14 protein-coding genes are annotated in these 15997 nt (G+C 62.5%); 2 read left to right on the top strand and 12 right to left on the bottom strand.

Going from position 1 to position 15997, the window contains the following annotated elements:
- Window positions 1–52: 52 nt before the first annotated feature.
- Complete coding sequence (gltX, locus tag IF10I1_RS14095) at window positions 53–1477, top strand: glutamate--tRNA ligase (protein WP_186393300.1); 1425 nt, start codon at window positions 53–55, stop codon at window positions 1475–1477.
- A 240-nt stretch (window positions 1478–1717) separates the two neighbouring features.
- Window positions 1718–3010 (top strand): citrate synthase, encoded by a 1293-nt coding sequence (gene gltA / locus IF10I1_RS14090; RefSeq protein ID WP_050473222.1) that lies wholly within the window; start codon window positions 1718–1720, stop codon window positions 3008–3010.
- A gap of 128 nt (window positions 3011–3138) precedes the next feature.
- Here the strand turns inward: gltA and lpxB are convergent, their stop codons facing one another.
- From lpxB to pyrH, 12 genes are all read right to left on the bottom strand, one after another.
- Window positions 3139–4341: a lipid-A-disaccharide synthase gene (lpxB, locus tag IF10I1_RS14085; protein ID WP_094462039.1), complete on the bottom strand. Its 1203-nt coding sequence runs from the start codon at window positions 4339–4341 to the stop codon at window positions 3139–3141.
- Entirely contained in the window at window positions 4338–5228 is an 891-nt protein-coding gene (locus IF10I1_RS14080; protein WP_186393299.1) for an LpxI family protein, read from the bottom strand. Before IF10I1_RS14080 ends, lpxB begins: the two co-directional genes overlap by 4 nt.
- A gap of 1 nt (window position 5229) precedes the next feature.
- The gene (lpxA, locus tag IF10I1_RS14075; RefSeq protein WP_186393298.1) at window positions 5230–6036 is read right to left on the bottom strand and encodes an acyl-ACP--UDP-N-acetylglucosamine O-acyltransferase; all 807 of its coding nucleotides are present in this window, start codon (window positions 6034–6036) and stop codon (window positions 5230–5232) included.
- A 7-nt stretch (window positions 6037–6043) separates the two neighbouring features.
- Window positions 6044–6511: a 3-hydroxyacyl-ACP dehydratase FabZ gene (gene fabZ / locus IF10I1_RS14070; RefSeq protein WP_208977450.1), complete on the bottom strand. Its 468-nt coding sequence runs from the start codon at window positions 6509–6511 to the stop codon at window positions 6044–6046.
- Window positions 6512–6568: 57 nt separating this feature from the next.
- The gene (gene lpxD, locus IF10I1_RS14065; RefSeq protein WP_186393297.1) at window positions 6569–7609 is read right to left on the bottom strand and encodes a UDP-3-O-(3-hydroxymyristoyl)glucosamine N-acyltransferase; all 1041 of its coding nucleotides are present in this window, start codon (window positions 7607–7609) and stop codon (window positions 6569–6571) included.
- An 85-nt stretch (window positions 7610–7694) separates the two neighbouring features.
- Window positions 7695–10067 carry an outer membrane protein assembly factor BamA gene (gene bamA / locus IF10I1_RS14060; protein ID WP_186393296.1) on the bottom strand — a complete coding sequence of 791 codons (2373 nt, stop codon included), beginning with the start codon at window positions 10065–10067 and terminating at the stop codon, window positions 7695–7697.
- 147 nt (window positions 10068–10214) lie between these two features.
- The gene (rseP, locus tag IF10I1_RS14055; RefSeq protein ID WP_050473217.1) at window positions 10215–11363 is read right to left on the bottom strand and encodes an RIP metalloprotease RseP; all 1149 of its coding nucleotides are present in this window, start codon (window positions 11361–11363) and stop codon (window positions 10215–10217) included.
- A gap of 162 nt (window positions 11364–11525) precedes the next feature.
- Complete coding sequence (dxr, locus tag IF10I1_RS14050) at window positions 11526–12719, bottom strand: 1-deoxy-D-xylulose-5-phosphate reductoisomerase (RefSeq protein ID WP_186393982.1); 1194 nt, start codon at window positions 12717–12719, stop codon at window positions 11526–11528.
- 75 nt (window positions 12720–12794) lie between these two features.
- The gene (locus IF10I1_RS14045; RefSeq protein WP_244284721.1) at window positions 12795–13658 is read right to left on the bottom strand and encodes a phosphatidate cytidylyltransferase; all 864 of its coding nucleotides are present in this window, start codon (window positions 13656–13658) and stop codon (window positions 12795–12797) included.
- A 2-nt stretch (window positions 13659–13660) separates the two neighbouring features.
- Window positions 13661–14428: an isoprenyl transferase gene (locus tag IF10I1_RS14040; protein ID WP_186393295.1), complete on the bottom strand. Its 768-nt coding sequence runs from the start codon at window positions 14426–14428 to the stop codon at window positions 13661–13663.
- 66 nt (window positions 14429–14494) lie between these two features.
- Window positions 14495–15058, bottom strand: a complete 564-nt coding sequence (gene frr / locus IF10I1_RS14035) for a ribosome recycling factor (RefSeq protein ID WP_050473215.1) — start codon at window positions 15056–15058, stop codon at window positions 14495–14497.
- A gap of 197 nt (window positions 15059–15255) precedes the next feature.
- Window positions 15256–15972 (bottom strand): UMP kinase, encoded by a 717-nt coding sequence (pyrH, locus tag IF10I1_RS14030; protein WP_050473310.1) that lies wholly within the window; start codon window positions 15970–15972, stop codon window positions 15256–15258.
- Between the last annotated feature and the right edge of the window lie 25 nt (window positions 15973–15997).

Genomic DNA, 15997 nt, shown 5'->3' with positions numbered 1-15997 from the left:
TCCGGTTCTGACCGGCATCACCTCACTCTGACAGAGAAACAACATCCTGACCATGGCTGACCAGATCGTAACGCGCTTTGCGCCTTCCCCGACCGGCTACCTTCATATTGGCGGCGCCCGCACGGCTCTCTTCAACTGGCTCTTTGCCAAGCGCCACGGCGGCAAGATGCTGCTGCGCATCGAGGACACCGACCGCGCCCGTTCCACCAAGGAAGCCGTGGATGCGCTGCTCGACGGCCTGACCTGGCTCGGCCTCGACTGGGACGGCGAGCCCGTGTCCCAGTTCGGCCGCGTCAAGCGCCATCAGGAAGTGGTGGAAGAGATGCTGGCCCGCGGCACCGCCTACCGCTGCTATTGCTCGCCGCAGGAACTGGAAGAAATGCGCGAGAAGGCCCGCGCCGAAGGCCGCCCGCCGCGCTATGACGGCACCTGGCGCGACCGCGACGCCTCAGAGGCTCCGGCTGGCGTTGCCCCGGCCATCCGCCTGCGCGCGCCGCTCGAGGGCGAGACCATCGTTGATGATCAGGTGCAGGGCCGCATCACCTTCCCGAACAAGGATCTCGATGATCTCGTGCTGATGCGCTCGGACGGCGTACCGACCTACATGCTGGCCGTGGTGGTGGACGACCACGACATGGGCATCACCCATATCATTCGTGGTGACGACCACCTGACCAACGCCGCCCGCCAGACCCTGATCTATCAGGCCATGGGCTGGGACGTGCCCAGCATGTCGCATATCCCGCTGATTCATGGTCCGGATGGCGCCAAGCTTTCCAAGCGCCACGGCGCGCTGGGGGCCGAAGCCTACCGCGCCATGGGCTATCTGCCCGCCGCCATGCGCAACTATCTCGCCCGTCTTGGCTGGAGCCATGGCGACGACGAGATCATGTCCACCGAAGACATGATTTCCTGGTTCGGCCTTGAGTCCATCGGCCGTTCGCCCGCCCGCTTCGATTTCAAGAAGCTGGAGAACCTCAACGGCCATTACATGCGCGCCACCGCCGATGCGGACCTGCTGGTGCACTGGAAGGCCTGCATTGCCCATAACGAAGGCGGCGCTGCCATTCTCGACTGGATGGCCGCCCCCGGCAACGAAGCCAAGGTGCTGGCGGCCCTGCCAGGCCTCAAGGAACGCGCCAAAACGCTGGTGGAACTCACCGAAAGCGCCTCATACCTTTGGCGGGTGCGGCCAATTGACCTTGATGAAAAGGCTGGCATCATCCTTGACACGGAAGGCAAGTCGATCCTCGCCCGCCTTCTGCCGCAGCTCGAGGCCGACGGCACCTGGTCGCTGGAGAGCACGGAGGCCATCGTCAAGGCCTTTGCGGAAGCCGAAAACCTCAAGCTTGGCAAGGTGGCGCAGCCCTTGCGCGCCGCTCTGACAGGCCGTGGCACCTCGCCCGGCATCTATGATGTGCTGGTGGTTCTGGGCAAGGACGAATCCCTTGGCCGCATCGCCGACCAGGCTGCTTGATGCCTGATCAGGCAGGTATTTAAAGAATAACGTTCAGCGTTATTCAGTGGAACAAGGCTCATGGCGCAGGCGTTTTCGCGCCATGGGCAGCGCAGCATGCAGCTTGCGGCCCCCGCTCAAATGGGCTACGCAATCCGGGGCTATTTCAACCGCCGCGCAAGCATCAGGCAGACCGGTCAAGGTCTGCGGCGCTCCCAACGCCAGAATGCACCGGCAGTTCCAGACGAAGGGGTTACCTGAATGGGCGACACGAAAGCCAACCTGACTGTTGACGGCAAGGCCAGCGATTTCAAGATTCTCGATGGCTCCATCGGACCGTCGGTCGTGGACATCTCCACTCTCTACAAAGAGACGGGCATGTTCACCTACGATCCGGGTTTCACTTCGACCGCATCGTGCGAATCCAAGATTACCTACATCGATGGCGACGAAGGTGTGCTTCTGCACCGCGGTTACCCGATCGAGCAGCTGGCCGAGAAGGGTGACTTCCTGGAAGTCTGCTACCTGCTTCTCTATGGCGAGCTGCCGACAGCCGCCCAGAAGAAGGACTTCGACTACCGCGTCACGCACCACACCATGGTGCATGAGCAGATGAACCGGTTCTTCACCGGCTACCGCCGCGACGCCCATCCGATGGCCGTCATGGTCGGCACCGTGGGTGCCCTCTCCGCCTTCTATCACGACTCGACCGACATTACCGATCCGCACCAGCGCATGGTCGCTTCGCTGCGCATGATCGCCAAGATGCCGACGATCGCCGCGATGGCCTACAAGTACCACGTCGGCCAGCCCTTCGTTTACCCGAAGAACGACCTCGACTACGCCTCCAACTTCCTGCGCATGTGCTTTGCCGTGCCTTGTGAGGAGTACAAGGTCAACCCGGTCCTGTCCCGCGCCATGGACCGCATCTTCATCCTGCACGCCGACCACGAGCAGAACGCCTCGACCTCGACCGTGCGTCTTGCCGGCTCGTCGGGTGCCAACCCGTTCGCCTGCATCGCGGCCGGCATTGCCTGCCTCTGGGGCCCGGCACACGGCGGCGCCAACGAGGCTGCACTCAACATGCTGATGGAAATCGGCTCGGTTGACCGCATCCCCGAATATATCGAGCGCGCCAAGGACAAGAACGATCCGTTCCGTCTGATGGGCTTCGGCCACCGGGTCTACAAGAACTACGACCCGCGCGCCAAGATCATGCAGAAGACCATGTACGAAGTGCTGGAGGCCACCGGCCATGCGGATGACCCGCTGATGCAGGTTGCCCTCGAGCTGGAAAAGATCGCCCTCAACGATCCGTACTTCATCGAGAAGAAGCTCTACCCGAACGTCGACTTCTACTCGGGCATCACGCTGCGTGCGCTCGGCTTCCCGACCACCATGTTCACCGTGCTCTTCGCCCTCGCCCGCACCGTGGGCTGGATCGCACAGTGGAACGAGATGATCGAAGATCCGTCCCAGCGCATCGGCCGTCCGCGCCAGCTCTACACCGGCGCTCCGCAGCGCGACTACGTGCCGCTCGGCAACCGCAGCTGAGATCTTCTGATCTGATAAATACGGAAAGGGCGCCAGACGGCGCCCTTTTTGCTATGTGCATGCAGAACAGGAAAAGGCGGGCTTGAGCCTTTTCAAGGCGTGATGCGTCAGCATCGAAAGCCTTGGTATTACGACTTGAGGAGATCCAGCACGATCCGGGCCGCGGCCTCGCTCTGGGAGCGGCCATCCGGCAGGCGCATCATGCCATCGAGCGCCGTGAAAGCATCCACCTGCGTGCGCCGCTCGGGCGTATCGCTCAACAGCTTCGAGATGACGGGCACAAGGCGCTCCGGATTGACCTCCTCATCGAGGAATTCCGGCACCACATTGCGCTCCAGAATGATGTTGGGCAGCACCATGGAAGAGACGCTGGCAATCGGCATGATCTTGTGCAGCTGCTTCAGGCGGCGGTAGAACCAGTCGAGCCGGTAGCAGATCGCCATGGGCACGCCGGAGGCCGCCAGTTCCAGCGATACGGTGCCGGAGGCTGCCAGTGCAGCATGCGCACGCCGGAAGGCTGCAAATTTCTCAGCTTCGCCCCGGATGATCTGCGGCGGCAACGGCCAGCCGGCAACCCGCTCCGTGATGCGGTCCGCCAGATGCGGCACCGCCGGCAGCAGCACTTCCAGCCCCGGGTGAAGCGGGGCAAGCTGCAACAGGATCTGGCCGAAGTCATCCAGCAGTGCGTCCACCTCGCTGCGGCGGCTGCCGGGCAGCAGCAGCAGCACGGGAGCGCCCTCGCCCACCGGCCTGCGCTCACCGGCAGCCGGGCGCAGCAGAGCCGCCTTCTCGATCAGCGGATGACCGACGTAGAAGGTGGGCGGGCCGCCGAGGCGCTTGTGGGCCGCCGGTTCAAACGGCAGCAGCGCCAGAAGCCGGTCCACATAGACGCTCATCTTCTTCGCCCGGCCCGGACGCCAGGCCCAGACGGAAGGCGACACGTAATCGACAATGGGAATATGCGGCGCGCGCTTGCGCACCCGCTTGGCGACATTATGCGTGAAATCCGGGCTGTCGATGATGATCAGCACATCCGGATTGGCGGCAATTGCCGCGTCGACAGCCTGATAGACGCGCCGGACGATGGTGGGCAGGCGCTTCAAGACCGCCGTCAGGCCCATCACTGCAATGTCGGACAGCGGAAAGAGGCTCTCCAGCCCCTGATGCGCCATCCGCTCGCCGCCGACGCCCTCAAAGACAATCGGGCCGCCGTGCAGCTGCTTCAGCGAGGCCATGAGATTGGCGCCAAGAGAATCGCCCGATTCCTCGCCAGCCACCAGAAACACCTTCAGCGGACGCCCCGGATTGCCGGTCATCACCTCAGTGTTCATGCTGCATCGCTCCCGTTTCGCGTCAGGCCGAAGAGAAACAATCCGCCCGCCTTGGCGGCCGCCGCCGTCTCGGCTTCATCGGCCACCAGCGCATGGCCCGCTTCCACCGCAATGCCGGCAAGCCCGGCCGCCTTGGCAAGCTCGACCGTGCGCGGGCCAATGGTGGGAAGATCCACCCGAAGGTCCTGCCCGGGCTTTGCCGCCTTCACCAGAACACCTGCCGCACCCTTGGTCTTGACCCGGCCAATGCGCCGCAGCTCGGCGCAGCGCGCCAGCATCGCATCGGTGCCTTCAGCCCCTTCCAGCGCGATCACACGCCCGCCAATGGCGACAGCGGCCTGGCCGATATCCAGTTCACCCAGCCTTTGCACCGCCTTGTAGGCCAGCGCCATATCGGCCTGAGCTTCGCTTTCAGGCATCCTGCCTGCCAGCAGGCCTTCCCGCGCCAGCAGCGCAGGCGCCACATCGCGCACGCCAACGGCCTTGAGGCCTTCGGCTTCAAAGATGCCGATCACACGGGTCAGAAGACTGTCATCGCCGCCAATCATCGCCTTGAGGATGGCCGGCAGGCGGCGCATGGTGCCAAGATCGCCCATGACGGAGGTGAAATCCGGCCTCTTGGTGATGCCGCCAATCAGCAGCACCCGGTCGCAGTGTGCCTGTTTGAGGCTCTTGAACAGCTGTCCGATCTGGCCCCAGCCCAGCTCGATATCGGCCTGGGCCGCAAGCTCCGGCTCGGCCTCGCCTTTGATGGCGACAAGATGCACGGGCTCGCCCCGGGCCTGCAGGTCGGCCAGAATAAGCCCCGGCAGACGGCCGCCGCCCGCGATGATACCGAGACATCCTGTGGAGGTCCCGGTCTTTCCGGCATCGCTGGCGGCAGTCATGTCAGGCATCGCCCGCAGGGCCACGCGGCGTGCAGAAGCGGCGCTCACCCTCGACAAGGATGAAATCCGTCACCTGCTTCACCAGCGGCTGGTCCGTCATACTGGCGGCAATCTTCTGGGCGCGGTCACGCAGCGTGCCTTCCTCGCTCTCGAACAGCTCGCGGTAGGCGGCTCGCAGGGCATGGATCTGCTCACGCGGGAAGTTGCGCCGCTTCAGGCCGACGAGATTGAGACCGCCAAGCCGCGCCCGGTTGCCGGTGACCATGCCATAGGGAATGAGATCATTCTCGAGGCCCGCCAGGCCACCAACAAAGGCGTGGTCGCCAATGCGGGTGAACTGGATGACGGCCGATCCGCCGCCGAAAATGACGTGGCTGCCCACTTCGACGTGGCCGGCAATCATCACATTGTTGGACAGCACGCAGCCATCCCCCAGATGGCTGTCATGGCCGACGTGAGAGTTCGCAAGGAAAGCGCAACGGTTGCCGATGGTGGTGGAAGAACCGCCCCCTTCCGTTCCGGCGTTCATCGTCACGCCTTCCCGGATGATGCAGTCCTCACCGACGCTCAGCGTCGCGTGTTCGCCCTTGAACTTGAGATCCTGGGCCTGATGGCCGATGGAGGCAAAGGGGAAGATGACCGTGCGCGCACCGATCCGGGTGGATCCGGCAACGGCCACATGCGACTTCAGCTCGACACCATCGCCCAGCACCACATCCTTGCCCACGTGGCAGAAAGGCCCGATGCGAGCCCCGTCACCGAGAGACGCACCGTCTTCAATGATTGCGGAGGGATGAATGTGGGACATGATTTCCTCAGGCGTCGACGATCATGGCGCTGATTTCAGCTTCAGCGACCTTAGCGCCATCCACCTTGGCAATCGCCTCAAATTTCCAGATGTTCAGGCGGTTACGGATCTTCTTCACATGGAATTCGACCTGATCGCCCGGCATCACCGGCTTGCGGAACTTGGCCTTGTCGACGGTCATGAGATAGACGAGCTGCGGCGTGTCGTCGGTGCTCAGGGAGTTGACGCACAGGGCACCGGCCGTCTGCGCCATCGCCTCGATCAGCAGAACGCCCGGCATCACCGGATGAGCCGGAAAATGCCCCTGGAAATGCGGCTCGTTGATCGTGACATTCTTGATGCCGATGCAGGATTCATCACCGTTCATCTCGATGATCCTGTCGATCATCAGGAACGGATAGCGGTGCGGCAGGAGCTCCATCACGCGCATGATGTCGGCAGCGTTGAGCGTTGTCTTCTGTTCTTCCATATCCATCGCCCTCTTGCAGGGAAACTGTCATTTGCTGCTGTTTATCGCAGTAGAACGCGCCTGTCAGGCGTCAGATCCACGTTCTGCCAGTTTTTTCAGTGCCGTAATTTCACGGAACCACTGTTTCACCGGTTTGGCGGGCACGCCGCCATAGCGCCCGCCTGCCGGAACCGCGTCATTGACGACGCTGACCGCAGCGATCTGCGCGCCCATGCCGATTTCCACGTGGCCGGCCACACCGGACTGTCCGCCAATGGCCACATAGTCGGCCAGGGTCGAACTTCCGGAAAGCCCGACCTGCGAAACGATCACGCAGTGGCGGCCGATAACGACGTTGTGGCCAACCTGGACCTGATTGTCGATCTTGGTGCCTTCACCAATCACCGTGTCACGGTTGGCACCGCGGTCAATTGTGGTGTTTGCCCCGATCTCCACGTCGTCCTGAATGATGACACGGCCGATCTGCGGCACCTTCAGATGCCCGCCAAGACCCATGGCATAACCGAAACCATCCTGCCCGACACAGACGCCCGGATGAAGAATGACCCGGTTGCCAAGCAGGGCGTGCTGCAGCACGGCATTGGCGCCGATCCGGCACTCCCGGCCGACACGCACATTGCAGCCGATGACGGCATTGGGGCCAATATGAGAGCCCGCACCAACTTCGGCGCCCTCACCGATGACGGCGCCCGGCTCGATGACGGCGCCCTCTTCAATGACGGCTGCCGGATGCACGGTTGCCCGCTCCGAAATCCGTGTCTCGCCATAAAAGGGCTCCGGCTGCATGGCCGCAGGAAACAGACCGGCCAGCACAAGCGCCCAGGCTCTGTACGGATCCTTGCAGACGATGACAGCCACCTCCTCCGGCACCTTGGCCACATGCTTCGGCGCAACGATGCAGGCACTTGCCCGTGTGCTGCCGAGCTCAGCGAGATACTTCACATTATCGAAGAAAACCAGCGCACCCGGCTCCGCATCCTCAAGCGGTGCCACCTTGCTGATCAGAAGAGCCGGGTCACCGCGCTGAAGCTCGCCGCCGGACAGGGCCACGATCCGCTCAAGCGGCATCTCGGCCATGGGCGGGAAGAAGATGGGATCGGACATGAACTGTCTCCCGCAAGATGTTCTGACTACAAAAGAAAACGGCCGCCGTTTGATGCGGCGGCCGTTGAATTGATGCTTCTCCGGCTCAGAACCGGGTGCCGCCACCGAGACGGAACACCTGGGTCTTGTCGCCTGTTTCCTTGACGACCGGCACGGCAAAGTCCATGCGCAGCGGGCCGAAGGGCGACTGCCAGCGGATACCGGCACCCACCGAAGCGCGCACCTTGAAGCTGTTGCTGTTCACGCCGTTGGTGCCCACAGCCTTGATCAGCTTGTCGTCGGCATCCCACAGCGAACCGGCATCGGCGAAGACCGCACCGCTCAAGCCGAACTCTTCCGGAATGACCGGGAACGGGAAGGTCGCTTCCACAGTACCAGCCACGTAGAAACGGCCGCCGATGGCATCACCGGTCTTGCGATCACGCGGACCAATACCCTGGCTCTGGAAGCCGCGCACCAGCTCACCGCCCATCATGAACTGATCGGAGATGCGCAGACGCTTGCTGCCGAAGCCCTGGATATGACCGGCACGCAGCGTGACGTTACCGACGATCCCGGCATCCGGGAAGATCTCCCGGTAAGCGCGGCCTTCAACGGTCGAGCGCATGAACTGCGTGTCACCGCCGATACCTGCGAATTCCTGCTGGAACTTGCCGTAAAGGCCGTTCGACGGGTTCAGGTTGTTATCGAGCGTGTTGTAGATCAGCGCGTAACCAGCCAGCGACGTCAGATACGAACCGAGTGCGTCACAAACAGCCGGGGAGAGATCAACGTTCCGCGAACAGGTTGCCAGATTGGTGGCAAGGTTCTTCGGATCCTTAATCTTGGTCTGGTAAATGTTGTAGAACAGCTTCAGAGAAAGCTCATCCTCACGCAGCGGCAGAGTGAAGCCGAAACCACCACCGGTGATCTCTTCATCATAGCTGCGGTAGTCATTGTTCTTCGAAACACGGCGATAGGCTTCGAGATCCAGAGCAATACGGCGGCCCAGGAAGAACGGCTCCTGGAAAGCGAACTCGTAGGACTGGGTGCTCTTGCCGCCACCAACGCCAAGCTTCACATACTGGCCGCGGCCGAGGAAGTTCTTTTCGCTGATGGAAACATCGCCGATCACGCCATCGGTGGTCGAGTAACCGATACCGAACGACACTTCACCGGTTGCCTGCTCTTCCACATCCACGTTGATGATAACGCGGTCGGGCGAGCTGCCACGCTCGGTGGTGATGCGCACTTCCTTGAAGAAGCCAAGGTTCTTCAGGCGGCGCTCGGCCTTGTCCATGAGAACACGGTTGAAGGCATCGCCTTCCGCCAGATCGAATTCGCGGCGGATGACATATTCACGCGTCCGATCGTTGCCGCGGATGTTGATCCGCTCGACATAGGCGCGCGGGCCTTCCTCGATGTTGTAGACGAGATCAATCGTCTTGGTCTCGTAGTTGCGCAGGGCACGCGGGCGCACCTCGGCAAAGGCATAGCCTTCCCTGGACACCTGCAGCGTCAGGTCTTCCAGAGACTGCTCAACGCGGCGGGAGTTATAGGTATCACCGGTGCTGGTGCGCACATAGGACCTCAGGCTCTCGGGGTCGATCGACGACAGGGAGCTCTGAACTTCCACACTACCAATCTGGTACTTCTCGCCCTCGTCAATCGTGAAGGTCACATAGAAGACGTTCTGCTCACGATCGAGGTCGGCACTGGCAGCAATGATCCGGAAATCAGCATAACCATTCTGATAATAGTACTGACGCAGCAGTTCCTGATCCGCGGCAAGACGGTCCGGATCATAGGTGTCGGAGCTGCGCAGCCAGCTCAGCAGACCACTTTCACGCGTGCGGATCACATCGCGCAGGCGGCGGTCACTGAAGTTCTTGTTACCAACGAAGCTGATGCGCTCGACGCCGGTCTTTTCGCCTTCATTGATCTCGAACACCAGATCGACGCGGCCATTGCCACGGTCGATGGTCTTGGGATCAACCGAGGCGCGGTAACGGCCCGAGCGGCGGTATGCTTCCAGAATGTTCTGAACGTCGCTCTGCACCCTGCTGCGGCTCAGCATGGAGCGCTCGGTGGTGCGCACGACGCCCTTGAGGGTCTCCGCGCTCAGACGCCTGTTGCCCTCGAAGGACACACGCGAGATGACCGGATTTTCCACCACCGTGACGACCACAGTGCCGCCTTGTTGCGCGATACGGACATCTTCGAACAGCCCCGTCGCAAACAGCGCCTTGAGCGATTCGTCGATATCGGCCGCAGAATACTGCTGCCCCCGCTTGATGGTCATGTAGCTCGCGACGGTTTCGGCCTCGATGCGCGTGTTGCCACGCACGACGATGGAACCCGCAACGGCTGCCTCCGCAGTGGAAACAAACGACCCGAACGGGTCAGGCAGCATCCCGCCGGTGACAAGGAGCGGCGCCGACAAAATCACGGCGCGGGAGATTTTCCGCAGTCGCTGCATATTCGAGCTATGCCTTTTTTACAAAACTGATCCCGAAGGATCATAGTCAGATTCTCAGCATCCGGCCTTGGTTTTACATCCTTTTGCCGAATACGCAACCGCACGATTCACACGAAACAGATTTCATTTGAATGCGTTGCGGGCATGTCACGCAGGCAGCCAGCGGCCAACAAGACGTGACAGGTCATTCCAGGTCGCAAAAACCATGAGCATCAGCACCAGCGTGAGGCCGATGCGGAAGCCGAATTCCTGCGCTTTCTCACTGAGCGGCCGCCCTCTGACAGCTTCCGCAGCATAATAAACCAGATGTCCCCCATCCAGCATCGGCACCGGCATCAGATTGAGCAGGCCAATGCTGACCGAAAGCACTGCGGCAAGCTGCAGCAGCGGAATGAAGCCAAGCGTCGCCACCTGACCGGCCACTTCCGCGATGCGGATCGGGCCGCCAAGCTGGTCAGCCGGTTCGCGTCCGCGCACGACCTTGCCGATATACTCCACGGTCCGCACCATAACGAACCATGTTTCGTTAACACCCTCTTTCACTGCAGCGGCAGGACCATAAGTTTTCTGGATCCGGTCGCCTTCCTGCACGGTCCGCGACACCCCCAGAAGACCGATACGCTGCACATTGCCGAAGTCGTCCTTCAGCTCGCGCAGCTGCGGCGTCACGGTCAGGTCCGTCAATTGCCCCTGCCGCTCGACCTCCAGCCGCAGCGGCACACCGGCACTGACGCTGACGATGCGCTGCAACTCGGCAAAGGTCTCGATCGGAGTCCCGTTGACCGCAGTGATCAGATCTCCGGGCTGAAGCCCTGCCTCCGCAGCCGCACTTTCCGGCTGCACTTCGCCAACCAGCGGCGTTGAAACGACACGGCCAAAAGCGCCGAAAATGAAGGCGAAGATGACGATGGCGAGGATGAAATTGGCGACCGGGCCGGCGGCAACCACGGCCGCACGCTGCCAGACAGGCTTGGCCATGAAAGCCCCTGCCCGCTGCGCCTCGCTCATGGCCGCCACCTTTTCGTGATCAGGCACACTGGCCGCATTCTCATCGCCGGAGAATTTCACATAACCGCCCAGCGGTATGAGGCAGAGTTTCCAGCGTGTGCCCTTGCGGTCATTGAAGCCGATCAGCTCACGGCCAAAGCCGATGGAGAAGGCCTCCACGTCCACGCCACACCAGCGGGCCACCGCAAAATGGCCAAGCTCATGAAAAAAAACGACAACCGTCAGCACGAACAGGAAGGCTGGCAGGGTGAGCACCGGCTGGGACGACAGGGCTGCGAGAAGATCCATTCACCTATCCTGAACTTGCGCAAGACGCGGGTAGCGAGGCGGTCATGTTTCGCCCCTTTCCTGCCCGGAAGATAGCCATCCAGCCAAGGTGATGCCAGATGTATGGCGGAAATTAGTCCCGAGCGCCAAATGCGGCGGGGAAAACCTCCCTCCTGGCGGCGGTCAGGTCAATGCAAAGCGGTTCAGCAATTCGTGAGCCACCGCCCGCGCCTGCATATCAAGCGCCAGGATGGAATCGATGTCTGCCGCCGGGGCAAGATCCTGCCCAGCCGCCAGCCTGTCGAGCACCGCCCCAACCAGCCCGGCAATGCCCGTAAAGCCGATCTGCCCGGACAGGAATGCAGCAACCGCCACTTCGTCCGCCGCGTTCAGCGCAGCCGGTGCGCAGCCCCCTGCCCGCATGGCATCCAGTGCAAGGCCAAGCGCCGGAAACCGCTTGATATCCGGAGCTTCGAAGGTCAGCGAGCCGAGCTTTGCAAGGTCGAGCCGTGCCCCCGGCACCGGCATGCGGGCGGGCCAGGCAAGGCAGTGAGCGATGGGCGTGCGCATGTCGGCCGGTCCCAGCTGTGCCAGCAGTGAGCCATCGGTATATTGAACCATTCCGTGGATAGCCGATTGCGGATGCACCAGAATCTCGATCTGATCGTGGCGCAGCGAGAAGAGATGCGAGGCCTCGATCACCTCCAGCCCCTTGTTCATCAAGGTGGCGCTGTCGATGGTGATACGGCTGCCCATGCTCCAGTTGGGATGTTTCAATGCCTGTTGAGGCGAAACATGCGCCATTTCGGAGAGGGACAAGGTGCGGAACGGACCGCCCGAAGCGGTGAGGATGATCTTTTCCACTTCCGCCAGATTGCGGCTCTCCAGCACCTGGAAGATGGCATTGTGCTCCGAATCAACCGGCAGCACCGTAGCCCCTGCCCGCCCTGCGGCGGCCATGAAGAGATCACCGGCGCAGACGAGACATTCCTTGTTGGCCAGAGCGATGGTGCGGCCCGCTTCAAGCGCTGCAAAGGTGGGGCGTAGGCCGGCAGCGCCGACAATAGCCGCCATCACCATATCCGATGGCTGAAGGGCGGCCTCGATCACCGCAGCTTCACCGGCACCGCAGGCAATCCCAGTTCCCGCGAGATACGCGGCCAGCTCTTCGCCTTTTGAAGGATCGGCGAGAGCGGCAAAACCGGCACCGGTCTGACGGGCAAGTTCCGCAAGCCCGGCCGCATCCTGACCGGCCACAAGGGCCGCAATCTCGAAATGCTCCGGATAACGGGCAACGAGATCGAGCGTGTTGCGGCCGATGGAGCCGGTGGCCCCGAGAATGACCAGCCGCAGCGGCGCAGTCCGCCCTGCCAGCATTGCCTCAAGCCCTGCCGAAGCGTCCCGGCCCTTCTCTGCCTCACTCACCACAGCCAACCACCCAGGCTCCTGAACTTACTGAAAACCGATGCCGGACATCGGATCGGCAAGACTGCCGCCGAAGAGCAGCCCGCACAGCACGGCGAAGATGGCAGCCGCCACCAGCCCGTCGATCCGGTCCATGATACCGCCATGGCCGGGAATGAGACGCCCGGAATCCTTGACGCCAAAGCGCCGTTTGATCGCCGATTCCAGCAGGTCGCCCCCCTGCGATACAGCGGAAACCGCAAGACCGAAGGCAAACCAGGAAAGCGTGCCGCCCTGCCCCAGAACCGCAACAACACCGAGGCCGCCAAGCGCACCGAAGACAAGACCGCCGATGGCGCCGGACCAGGTCTTCTTCGGCGAAACGCGCGGCCAGAGCTTCGGGCCCCCGAGCTTGCGCCCGGTGAAATAGGCGGCGACATCGGTCACCCAGACGACCGCCAGCAGGAAGAAGATGTGCAGCTCGCCCTCGCTGCCGCGGCGCAGCAGCATCAGCGCCCCGAGAGCGAGACTGGAATAGAGAATGCCCTCAGCCGTCCAGAAACCAGTCTTCCCGGCCCGGGCCGACAAGATGCTGAGTCCCGCACCGGCGGCCAGCGCGGCAAGGGCCCACAGCTCATGCCCTGCGTAGATCAGCCCCGCGACGGCCAGAAGCGTTGCAAAGCCGGCCAGTGCAGGCAGGCCGGCCGGCCGCGCCCCGACAATCGCCAGCCACTCCTTCAGGAACAGCGCGCAGCCAAGCAGCGCCAGCGCAAAGAATGCCTCGCCGCCCCGCCAGGCGATGAGAAGCACGAGCGGCCCCAGAATCAGCGCGGAAATGAACCGCAGTTTCAGGTCCGCCATCGGCCCGGCCGGACCGCCGGTTCCGCTGTTGCCATTTGCCCCCCCGGCCATGATCAGGATCCCGTAGCGGTCACGCCGCCAAAGCGCCGCTCACGCTCGCAGAAGGAGGCAAGCGCCGCGTCAAACTCCTCAGGCCCGAAATCGGGCCACAGAACCGGCGTGAAATAGAATTCGGCATAGGCCGCCTGCCACATCAGGAAGTTGGACAGGCGCAGCTCGCCGCTGGTGCGGATGATGAGATCAGGGTCAGGGATACCGGCCGTATCGAGATTGGCCGAAATCTCCGCATCGGTAATGGCCGAAGGATCACGCCCCTCCGCCAGATATAGCTGCGTGAGCTTGCGCACCGCACGGGTGATTTCATCGCGCGAGCCATAATTGAAGGCGATGACAACGGTCATGCCGGTGTTGGCTGCCGTCACCCGCTCGCTTTCTTCAAGCAGGCTGCGGATGCCCGGATCCAGCCCTTCACGCTCGCCGATGATGCGCACCCGGCAATTGGCCTTGTGCAGCTCGCTCAGATCGCGCTGCACGAAACGGCGCAGCAGCGACATGAGAAAGCTGACTTCGGTGGGCGGACGGCGCCAGTTTTCGGAGGAGAAACTGTAGAGCGTGATGAAATCGACTCCGCGCGACGACGCATGGCGGATGATCTTGCGCAGCGCTTCCAGCCCATGGCGGTGCCCTTCGGTGCGGGGCAGCCCGCGTGCCTGAGCCCAGCGGCCATTGCCATCCATGATGATGGCGACATGGCGCGGCGCGGCGGCACCGCCGGGAGCGGGGCCTGTCACGCTGGAGCCAGTTTCAGGTCGGCTGGTCATCAAGTCCCCCGGGGCACACTTCCAGGCTGGCGGGGGCAGGCACAGAACCAGCCCCCTTTCAGATCCTCAGACCTGGGAGATTTCCTGCTGCTTCTTTTCCAGCATGCTGTCGGCCTCGGCAATGCGGGCGTCGGTCAGCTTCTGCACGTCATCGGAAGCAACACGGGCGTCATCCTGGCTGATGCCGCCATCCTTCTCCAGCTTCTTGATGATGTCCATGCCGTCGCGGCGCACGTGACGGATGGCGACCTTGGCGGCCTCGGCATATTTGTGCGCGACCTTGATCAGCTCCTGGCGGCGCTCGGCGTTCAGCTCCGGGATCGGCAGGCGCAGCAGCTGGCCATCGATCACCGGGTTGAGGCCAAGGCTGGATTCGCGAATCGCCTTTTCGACGGCGCTGACCATGCCCTTGTCCCAGACCTGGATCGCGACCATGCGCGGCTCCGGCACGGAGACGGTGCCAACCTGGTTGATCGGCATGGACTGGCCATAGGCGTTGACGACGATGGCATCCAGCATGCTGGAGGAAGCACGGCCGGTGCGAAGGCCCGCAAGTTCGGTCTTCAGAACACCAAGTGCGCCCTGCATACGACGCTCGAGATCTTTGAGATCGACACCTTCAACCGGCATAACTTCCTCGCTTTGTTTTTCGTTGGCTCACGCTTTGCTGGCGCGGCGCAAACATGGCACAGTCTCGCCGAAAGACAAGACCAACTCAGGCAGAGCCCCTGAATAAGCAGGAGACAGGCGGATGCGCAAGCCGCATTCCGCCACTCTGCTTTTCCTGATGCCGGGAAGGCCGGAAAAGCCCCCCGTCCTTCGGAAAATCAGCTGACGACCGTGTAGAGGCCGCGCTCTTCCAGAACGCTCACCAGAGCGCCGGGGGTGTGGATCGAGAACACGATCACGGGGATCTTGTTGTCACGGGCGAGCGCAATGGCCGTCGTGTCCATGACCTTGAGGTTGCGGGTGATCACGTCCTCATAGGTCAGTTCGGTGTAGCGCTCCGCATCCGGATTGATCTTCGGATCTTCCGAATAGATGCCGTTCACCTGCGTGCCCTTCAGGAAGGCATCGCACTTCATCTCGGCAGCACGCAGCGCCGCACCGGAATCGGTGGTGAAGAACGGGTTGCCCGTGCCGCCGGCGAAGACGATCACGTCGCCGTCTTCCATGTAGCGCTCGGCACCGCGCTGGGTGAAGGTTTCGCAGATGGAGGGCACCGGCACGGCCGAAAGCACGCGGGCCGGAATGTCGTGGCGGCGCAGGGCGTCGGCCACGGTCAGGCTGTTCATGACCGTCGCCAGCATGCCCATGTGGTCACCGGTGACGCGGTTGCCGCCCTTGGCCGCAACAGCCACGCCGCGGAAGATGTTGCCGCCGCCGATCACCACACCCACCTGCGCACCCAGCTTCACCGCACTGGCAATCTCAAGCGCGATCCGCTCGACCACTGCCGGATCGATGCCGAAGGACTGGCTGCCCATCAGGGCCTCGCCCGAGAGTTTCAGAAGCACACGGCGCCAGCGCAGCGGTTTGGACATGGGCATACCTTCCGGTTCAATGATC

This window comes from Pannonibacter sp. I15F10I1 (assembly GCF_900185665.1).
Classification (GTDB): Bacteria; Pseudomonadota; Alphaproteobacteria; order Rhizobiales; family Stappiaceae; genus Pannonibacter; species Pannonibacter indicus.
This window is presented reverse-complemented; position numbering and strand designations above follow the sequence as displayed.

What these genes read in the sequence shown, in the direction of transcription:
- lpxB (WP_094462039.1), bottom strand. Translation starts at nt 4,341, where the DNA reads ATGAACACTGAGGTGATGACCGGCAATCCGGGGCGTCCGCTGAAGGTG.
- dxr (WP_186393982.1), bottom strand. Translation starts at nt 12,719, where the DNA reads ATGCTGGCAGGGCGGACTGCGCCGCTGCGGCTGGTCATTCTCGGGGCC.
- IF10I1_RS14040 (WP_186393295.1), bottom strand. Translation starts at nt 14,428, where the DNA reads ATGACCAGCCGACCTGAAACTGGCTCCAGCGTGACAGGCCCCGCTCCC.
- frr (WP_050473215.1), bottom strand. Translation starts at nt 15,058, where the DNA reads ATGCCGGTTGAAGGTGTCGATCTCAAAGATCTCGAGCGTCGTATGCAG.
- gltX (WP_186393300.1), top strand. Translation starts at nt 53, where the DNA reads ATGGCTGACCAGATCGTAACGCGCTTTGCGCCTTCCCCGACCGGCTAC.
- bamA (WP_186393296.1), bottom strand. Translation starts at nt 10,067, where the DNA reads ATGCAGCGACTGCGGAAAATCTCCCGCGCCGTGATTTTGTCGGCGCCG.
- IF10I1_RS14080 (WP_186393299.1), bottom strand. Translation starts at nt 5,228, where the DNA reads ATGACTGCCGCCAGCGATGCCGGAAAGACCGGGACCTCCACAGGATGT.
- lpxA (WP_186393298.1), bottom strand. Translation starts at nt 6,036, where the DNA reads ATGTCCCACATTCATCCCTCCGCAATCATTGAAGACGGTGCGTCTCTC.
- rseP (WP_050473217.1), bottom strand. Translation starts at nt 11,363, where the DNA reads ATGGATCTTCTCGCAGCCCTGTCGTCCCAGCCGGTGCTCACCCTGCCA.
- pyrH (WP_050473310.1), bottom strand. Translation starts at nt 15,972, where the DNA reads ATGTCCAAACCGCTGCGCTGGCGCCGTGTGCTTCTGAAACTCTCGGGC.
- fabZ (WP_208977450.1), bottom strand. Translation starts at nt 6,511, where the DNA reads ATGGATATGGAAGAACAGAAGACAACGCTCAACGCTGCCGACATCATG.
- gltA (WP_050473222.1), top strand. Translation starts at nt 1,718, where the DNA reads ATGGGCGACACGAAAGCCAACCTGACTGTTGACGGCAAGGCCAGCGAT.
- IF10I1_RS14045 (WP_244284721.1), bottom strand. Translation starts at nt 13,658, where the DNA reads ATGGCCGGGGGGGCAAATGGCAACAGCGGAACCGGCGGTCCGGCCGGG.
- lpxD (WP_186393297.1), bottom strand. Translation starts at nt 7,609, where the DNA reads ATGTCCGATCCCATCTTCTTCCCGCCCATGGCCGAGATGCCGCTTGAG.